At 72.6% G+C, this 7499-nt stretch carries 6 protein-coding genes and 1 pseudogene; 4 read left to right on the forward strand and 3 right to left on the reverse strand.

Annotation, left to right across the window (positions count from 1 at the left end; translation table 11 throughout):
- The 3 genes and pseudogenes from HMPREF3159_RS06770 to HMPREF3159_RS06780 form a co-directional block, all read right to left on the reverse strand.
- Positions 1-1291: pseudogene (locus HMPREF3159_RS06770) on the reverse strand (copper oxidase); the annotation flags it as partial.
- Between the two features lie 413 nt (positions 1292-1704).
- Positions 1705-2514, reverse strand: a complete 810-nt coding sequence (locus HMPREF3159_RS06775) for a hypothetical protein (RefSeq protein ID WP_070500277.1) — start codon at positions 2512-2514, stop codon at positions 1705-1707.
- 13 nt (positions 2515-2527) lie between these two features.
- A complete protein-coding gene (locus tag HMPREF3159_RS06780; RefSeq protein ID WP_070500279.1) occupies positions 2528-2851 on the reverse strand; it encodes a hypothetical protein in 324 nt (107 codons plus the stop codon).
- Positions 2852-3039: 188 nt separating this feature from the next.
- Here HMPREF3159_RS06780 and sucC point away from each other — a divergent pair, with 188 nt between their 5' ends.
- The 4 genes from sucC (at position 3040) to HMPREF3159_RS06800 (ending at position 7184) form a co-directional block, all read left to right on the forward strand.
- Positions 3040-4209 (forward strand): ADP-forming succinate--CoA ligase subunit beta, encoded by a 1170-nt coding sequence (gene sucC / locus HMPREF3159_RS06785; RefSeq protein ID WP_070500281.1) that lies wholly within the window; start codon positions 3040-3042, stop codon positions 4207-4209.
- A 12-nt stretch (positions 4210-4221) separates the two neighbouring features.
- Positions 4222-5112: a succinate--CoA ligase subunit alpha gene (gene sucD / locus HMPREF3159_RS06790; protein ID WP_070500283.1), complete on the forward strand. Its 891-nt coding sequence runs from the start codon at positions 4222-4224 to the stop codon at positions 5110-5112.
- Between the two features lie 259 nt (positions 5113-5371).
- Positions 5372-6322 carry a CPBP family intramembrane glutamic endopeptidase gene (locus HMPREF3159_RS16630; protein ID WP_083305841.1) on the forward strand — a complete coding sequence of 317 codons (951 nt, stop codon included), beginning with the start codon at positions 5372-5374 and terminating at the stop codon, positions 6320-6322.
- A gap of 142 nt (positions 6323-6464) precedes the next feature.
- Positions 6465-7184, forward strand: a complete 720-nt coding sequence (locus HMPREF3159_RS06800; protein WP_070500285.1) for a metal-dependent transcriptional regulator — start codon at positions 6465-6467, stop codon at positions 7182-7184.
- The last annotated feature ends 315 nt before the right edge of the window (positions 7185-7499 follow it).

Here is a 7499-nt window from a genome sequence, read left to right on the forward strand (position 1 = left end):
CGGCGGGTTCGGGGCGGCCCGGCGTCGGCAGCGGCACGGCGGTGCCGCGCAGGCGCGAGCTCGTCCGCACCGCGAGGACCAGCAGCACCACGAAGCTCACCAGCACCGCGAAGCCGAGCAGGGAGAGGAGCACCCGGGAGAGCGAGCCGAAGCCCGCGACGTCCGCGGTGCCGAGCGTGAGCGCGGAGAACAGCGCACCGGAGCCGGCCGTGGCCCGCTCGGCGAGCACGAACAGGGCCACGACGAGGTTGTACGCCACTACGCGCAGCACCGCGCCGCGGCTCATCACCGCCAGCGCCGCCGTCGTCGCGCGGGGACCGCCGCCCAGGGTCACCGGCAGCAGATGGCTCATCGCCCCCAGCAGCACCTGCAGAAGGAAGCCGGCGACGAAGGGGACGGTGAGATGCTGCACGTCGGCGGCGACGAGGGAGCTCGCCATCTGCGCATCGGCCGAGCGCCACCACATCACCAGCAGGCCCGCGGTGGTCAGCGCGAACCAGCCCGTCCCCGCGGCGATCGACAGGATCGGGAACGGGGCGAGCGGCACCCGGCGCTCCTGGCGCACGCCGTGCACCCCGACCCGCACGAGAGTCACCGCGACCCAGGCGAAGGAGCCGAGATAGGCGAGCAGCGCCGCGCAGCCCAGCAGGGTGGAGCCGATCAGCGCCCCGGCGACCCCGCCGAGGACGGCCAGGAACATGCCCAGCAGCCCGCCCGCGGCCCGGGTCGCCGCGGCGAGCTCGATGCGCGTTCGCAGCACGGTGGGCCACAGGGTCAGCAGCGTGCCGGTCACGGTCAGGCCCACGAACCCCAGCACGTTCACGATCTGGTGGGCGAGCATCAGCCGTCCCTGCCAGGGCTCGCCCGGGCTGAACGCCATCACCGCGCCGAGCAGCGCACCGACGGGGAGCAGACAGGCCGCAGTGATGTAGGCCCTCACCGTGAACGCGAAGCGCGGCGCGAGCGCGGCCCGGATCTGCGCGCCGAGCGCGGCGGCGTACCAGAGCAGCGCCGCGGAGACGGCCAGCGCCCCGAGCACCACCAGCCACGGCCATCCCGGCAGCATCCCGGCGATCGTCACCACCACCCCGGCGGTGAGCAGCCGCAGCCTCGCCAGCTGGCGCGGGCGGGACTCCTCGCCCAGGCGGGTCTTCAGCAGCGCCTCGGCGAAGTGCTGCCCCCAGACCATGATCGAGGTGGTGATCAGTCCCAGCGTGACCATGTGGACCATCAGCCAGCGCGCCTGCGGCAGCCACTGGTGCACCAGGACCACCACGACCAGAGCGAGCATCCAGCCCATCACGGGGCGGGCGGCACGTCGATGCCAGGCACCGCGCCCGGTGGCGGGGGAGCGCCCGGCGGGACGAGCACCAGGACCGGGGGAGGACGGCTCGGAGGACGACGGCTCAGGAGCCGACGGCTCAGGAGCCGACGGCTCGGGAGGAGACGGCACAGGGGAGGACGGCACGGTGCAGGACCACCTCGGTCGTGATACCGGTCGGGGCGGCAGGCGACCGGTCGGGAACGGGCAGGGACCGTTCCAGGCTAGGACCGGCCGAGGACGCTCCGTCCGGCCATGGTCCCGACGTCAGGCCACGACGCTCGGCCGCTCGGGCCGCCGCGTCACGGTCTCGTCGTCACGCGTCCCGAGCGGGGCGGACCGATGCTCGTTCGGGAGCGGTGCGCGCAGCGCTCGACGCGCGCTCAGCGGTCGCGGGGATCCTCGGCCCGGTCGAGCCGCTCCCTGCTGCGCTTCCACTGCGCGTACAGACCCGCGCCGAAGCTCACCACCACGATCAGCCCGACTGCGATCAGCACGGTGGTGAAGGGGATCGGGATCCCGGCGGCGGCGAGCACCGCCCAGATCACCACCAGCGAGAGGCCGATCAGCAGGGCGTCGCGCAGGGCGCGCATGATGCGCGGGACGATGTTCGCGCGCTCGACGTGCCGGCTCGCGACGGCGTAGTACGCGGCGGCCTCGCGACGCAGCTCCTCGCCGGAGGGGCGGGGGCGCTGAGCGGTGCGCGTTCCGCCGTCCCGGTCCGAGGGACGGCGCCGGTCCCCCGGAGCGGAGGAGCGGTGCTCGTCCTCCCGCTCCCGACGGGCATCCCGGTCCTGGGCGCGGCCTCGGTCCCGCTCGACGCCGTCGGCGTCCGCGTCGTGCCCGCGGGGTCGGTCGCCGCGAGGGTCGTACTCCCGGATGTCGTCCGCGGGAAGATCACCGGCCGCGGAACGACCGCCCGCTGCCGGACGCTCGTCGGCGGCGGGACGACCGTCGGCAGGAGAGTTCTCGCGGGTCCGCTCGCTCCTCGGCTCCCGACGCTCGTCGCGCTCGCCGGCTCCCGCCGACGCGCGCGGCTCCTCCTCGCGCCAGCCCTCGTCGACCGCGCGCCCGGCGGCGCGCACATAGCCGCCGGCACGGTCACCGGCCCTCCGGGCGGCGTCCTTCGCGGCAGGGGCCTGCTTGCGGGCGGTGTTCTGCGCCGCCTTCACGTAGGTCTTCCAGTCGGCCATGGCTCTCCTCGCCTCAGCGGTGCCAGTCGCCGCGGTCCCGCGGGTCCAGGTGCTCGAAGCGCCGGTCGTCCCGGGGGCGCCGGTCGTCCTCGCGGAAGCGGATGTCCCCGCCGCCGCGGGGCTCCCGCTGCGGGCGCGGGTTCCGGGCGCGGCGCTCGTAGTAGTACGACAGGGCGACGTTCAGCGCGAGGGTGATGCCCACGGTCAGCACGAAGCCGCCCAGGGTCGAGCGCATGCCCAGCAGGCGCAGCACGATGAACAGCACCCCGATGGCGACGATGCTGAATCCGAGGTGGTCTCGCACGCGCTGGACGAGGCTGCGGGAACGGCGGCTCATCGTCCCATCGTAGACGCGGCGTCTGGACGCGAGCCGGACGGGATGAGAGTCGCGCCACAGTCACCTCCTGCGCCGGGCCCGGGTCCGGCGGGGCCTGAGGACGCGTTACCCTGGCGGTGTTCCCAGGGGTGGCATCGAGGCCAGTGCGGCCTGCCGCCCACTGCCGACATCGAGAGGAAAAGCACCCCGTGGACCTGTATGAGTACCAGGCCCGCGATCTCTTCGAGAAGCACGGCGTGCCCGTGCTCGGAGGAGTCGTCGCGGAGGACCCCGCAGCCGCCAAGGCCGGCGCAGAGAAGCTCGGCACCCCGGTCGTCGTCGTCAAGGCCCAGGTGAAGACCGGTGGTCGTGGCAAGGCCGGCGGTGTGAAGGTCGCCAAGTCCCCCGAGGAGGCGGAGCAGAAGGCCTCCGAGATCCTCGGCATGGACATCAAGGGCCACACCGTGCACCGAGTGATGATCGCGGCCGGTGCGGACATCGCCGAGGAGTACTACTTCTCGCTCCTGCTGGACCGCGCCAACCGCAACTACCTGGCCATGTGCTCGGTCGAGGGCGGCATGGAGATCGAGCAGCTCGCCGTCGAGCGGCCCGAGGCCCTCGCCCGAGTGGCCGTCGACCCCAACGTCGGGATCGACGAGGCCAAGGCGAAGGAGATCGTCGAGGCCGCGAAGTTCGACGCCGAGACCGGTGCGAAGGTCGCCCCCGTGCTGCAGAAGCTGTGGGACGTCTACCGCGAGGAGGACGCGACCCTCGTCGAGGTCAACCCGCTGGTCAAGACCAGCGCCGGCGACATCGTCGCGCTGGACGGCAAGATCACCCTGGACGACAACGCCGAGTTCCGCCACGAGGCCCACGCCGAGCTCGTCGACGTCACCTCCGAGGACCCGCTGGAGACCAAGGCGAAGGCCCTGGACCTCAACTACGTCAAGCTCGACGGCGAGGTCGGCATCATCGGCAACGGCGCGGGGCTGGTCATGTCCACCCTCGACGTGGTCGCCTACGCCGGCGAGAAGCACGGCGTCAAGCCCGCGAACTTCCTGGACATCGGCGGCGGCGCGAGCGCCGAGGTCATGGCCAACGGCCTCGACGTCATCCTCGGCGACGAGCAGGTCTCGGCCGTGTTCGTCAACGTCTTCGGCGGCATCACCGCGTGCGACGCGGTCGCCAACGGCATCGTCGGCGCCCTGAAGAAGCTCGGCGACGCGGCGACCAAGCCGCTCGTCGTCCGCCTCGACGGCAACAACGTCGAGGAGGGTCGCAAGATCCTCGCGGACTTCGCCCACCCCCTCGTCACCCAGGCCGACACCATGGACGGCGGCGCCGCGAAGGTCGCCGAGGCCGCCGCCGCAGGAAAGTGAGCAGCACCCGACATGTCTATCTTCCTTGATGAGAACAGCAAGGTCATCGTCCAGGGCATGACGGGCTCGGAGGGCATGAAGCACTCCCAGCGCATGCTCGACTCCGGCACGAACATCGTCGGCGGCGTGAACCCGCGCAAGGCCGGCCAGTCCGTGTCCTTCGAGGGCGGCGCCGAGGTGCCCGTCTTCGGCACCGTGGCGGAGGCCATGAAGGCCACCGGCGCGAACGTCTCGGTAGTCTTCGTGCCGCCGAAGTTCGCCAAGTCCGCCGCGATCGAGGCGATCGACGCCGAGATCCCGCTCCTCGTCATCATCACCGAGGGCATCCCGGTCAAGGACTCCGCCGAGTTCTTCAACTACTCGCAGGCCAAGGGCGCGACCCGCATCATCGGGCCGAACTGCCCCGGTCTGATCAGCCCCGGAAAGTCCAACGCGGGCATCACCCCCTCGAACATCACCGGTGCGGGCAAGCTGGGCCTGGTCTCCAAGTCCGGCACCCTGACCTACCAGATGATGTACGAGCTGGCCGACATCGGCTTCACCACCGCCATCGGCATCGGCGGCGACCCGGTCATCGGCACCACGCACATCGATGCGCTGAAGGCCTTCGAGGCCGACCCCGACACCGCCGGCATCGTCATGATCGGCGAGATCGGCGGCGACGCCGAGGAGCGCGCGGCCGAGTACATCAAGGCCAACGTCACCAAGCCGGTCGTCGGCTACGTCGCGGGCTTCACCGCCCCGGAGGGCAAGACGATGGGCCACGCCGGCGCGATCGTGTCCGGCTCCGCCGGCACCGCGCAGGCGAAGAAGGAGGCCCTCGAGGCCGCCGGTGTCAAGGTGGGCAAGACCCCCACCGAGACCGCCGATCTCATGCGCGAGATCATCAAGGGCCTCTCCTGACCGACGTGCTGGGAGGCACGAGCGGCAGGAGATCAGGCGGACGGCTCGCCTGATCACTCCCGCCCAGCGCACCAGCGCGCGAGGCCGACGTGCCCCGGACCCGCACGGGTCCGGGGCACGTCGTCGTCCCGGCGGAGCGGTGCGGCCCGAAGGAGAGCGGCTCAGCAGCAGCTGATCCGCTCCGGACCGCAGGAGCGGCACGCGGATCTCCTCCGGGCGGAGGAGGCGCTGTCGCGCAGCCGCGGGGCAGGATCGGGGCATGACCGCTGCTGCCGCTCGACGACCCGCCTCCTCCGTTCGCGGACCCGGTGCGGATCGCGCTGTCCCTGCCGCCGATCCTGCGCCCACCGGCCGGCCCGCCCCCGCGGACCGCCCCGTCGTCGTCGGCATCCTGCTGGCGCTGTTCGTCCTCGCGATCGCGGTGACGGCCTGGCGCCATCCCGACGGGGTGGTGGTCTCCCGTGATCCCGGCTACGCCCCGATGCCCGTCCTGCTCCTGCTCGTCCCGGCCCTGGCCGCGACGGCGCTCACCGCGCTGCTGCCGCGGGGACGCCGCACGGCGGAGCTGAACGTGCGGCGACGTACCGCCCTGCGCGCCGAGACGGCGGTGCTGCTGGGCCTGGTCCTCGCCTTCCCGCTGCTCGTACCGCTGCTGCCCACGGGCGAGGACTACGTGCTGGTGAAGGCCGCGCTGTTCCTGCTGGTCCCGTCGGTCGCGCTCGCGCTGTCCGCCCGGCGCAGAGGCGCCTCGCTCATGATCCGACGACCCGAGGTCGGCGCAGCGGTGATCGCACTGCCCGCCCTCGTGCTGGGCGTGCTCTCGACCGTCGGCCCCTTCTCCTCGGGCGGCCCCGCGAGCTGGCCGCCCCTCGAGGTCCTGCTGATCGCGGCGACGGCGACCGCGATCACCGCCGGTCTCGGCGAGGAGCTCATCTACCGCCGCTTCCTGCAGACCCGCCTCGAGGCGCTGCTCGGCCCGTGGACCGGACTGCTGCTCGCCTCGCTGCTGTTCGGCCTCATGCACGTCCTCAGCCACGGGGGAGGGGCCTGGTGGGAGAGCGTCGCGCAGGTCATCGCGCTGCAGGGCACCACCGGGATCGCGCTGGGCCTGATGTGGCGGCGCTGGCGACGGCTGTGGGTGTGCGTCCTCGCGCACGTCCTGCTCAACGGCCTCGGGGTGCTGCTCCACCTCCTGGGGCTGCTGGGGTGAGGGCAGGGTGGGGAGCCACGACCAGGGGATCCGTCGGTCCGATCCGACGCCGTCCCCGCTCGGCCCGGGGCGAACGGGGCGTCCGACGTCGGTGCGCCCGATAAGCTGGACGTCGCCAGTCGCGCTGACCGAGGAGGGGCCTGTGTCCGGAGATCTCATCGACACCACGGAGATGTACCTGAAGACGGTGTTCGAGCTCCACGAGGCCGGCATCGCCCCGATGCGCGCCCGCATCGCCGAACGGCTCGGGCACTCCGGCCCCACCGTCTCCCAGACGGTCGCCCGGATGGAGCGCGACGGGCTGCTCCACCTCGACGACCAGCGGCGCATCCGCCTCACCGCCGAGGGCACCGAGGTCGCCACCGACGTCATGCGCAAGCACCGCCTCGCCGAACGGCACCTGCTGGACGTGATCGGGCTGGACTACGCCCACGTCCACGAGGAGGCCTGCCGCTGGGAGCACGTGATGAGCCTCGAGGTCGAGAAGCGACTTGCCCGCCAGATCACCCCGCCCTACGTCGACCCCTACGGCAACCCCATCCCCGGCCTCGCGGCCCTCGGGATCGAGGAGACCCAGGCCACGGACGAGGGTAAAGACGAGACCTCCGCGGTCCAGGAGCTGCGCGGCGCGGTCGAGGACGGCCAGAGCCGCGAGGTCCGTCTCGAGCGCATCGGCGAGCGGCTCCAGAGCGATGTCGACCTGCTCGGCGAACTCGCACGTCACGGCATCCTTCCCGGGGCACGGCTCGCGGTGGAGCGCGTCGGGGCGAGCGTCGTCGTCCGCGGCCCCGAGGGCGGGGAGGTGGCGCTCGGCGACCTCGACGCCGACCAGCTCCACGTGACCCCGATCGCCGCCGGGTAAAGCCTCCGTCAAGCCCTTCCCCAGAAGCTTCCAGTCATCCTGACGAGGGCGCGACCGGCCCTTAGTCTCGAGGACGTGTCGCGGCGCAGAGGTCCGCGACATCCCTTCCGGAAGCCCCACCGCGCACCGGAGAACAGGGTGCGAGACGTGACCACGCGCGGGGGCTGAGCCCGGGGCTGGGAGCGATTCGTGTCGAACACCGTGCACCACACCCATCGCCGCGCCATGCGCACCGTCACCCCCGTCTCCCGCGCCGGGCGCGCCGGGGCCGGAGCGGCGATGGCCGCCGCGATGCTGTTCGGCGGCGCCGCCGCC

Source organism: Brachybacterium sp. HMSC06H03 (assembly GCF_001807385.1).
GTDB classification, from domain to species: domain Bacteria; phylum Actinomycetota; class Actinomycetes; order Actinomycetales; family Dermabacteraceae; genus Brachybacterium; species Brachybacterium conglomeratum.

Coding starts and splice junctions, on each gene's coding strand:
- HMPREF3159_RS16630 (WP_083305841.1), top strand. CDS start 5,372: ATGACCGCTGCTGCCGCTCGACGACCCGCCTCCTCCGTTCGCGGACCC.
- HMPREF3159_RS06780 (WP_070500279.1), bottom strand. CDS start 2,851: ATGAGCCGCCGTTCCCGCAGCCTCGTCCAGCGCGTGCGAGACCACCTC.
- sucD (WP_070500283.1), top strand. CDS start 4,222: ATGTCTATCTTCCTTGATGAGAACAGCAAGGTCATCGTCCAGGGCATG.
- HMPREF3159_RS06775 (WP_070500277.1), bottom strand. CDS start 2,514: ATGGCCGACTGGAAGACCTACGTGAAGGCGGCGCAGAACACCGCCCGC.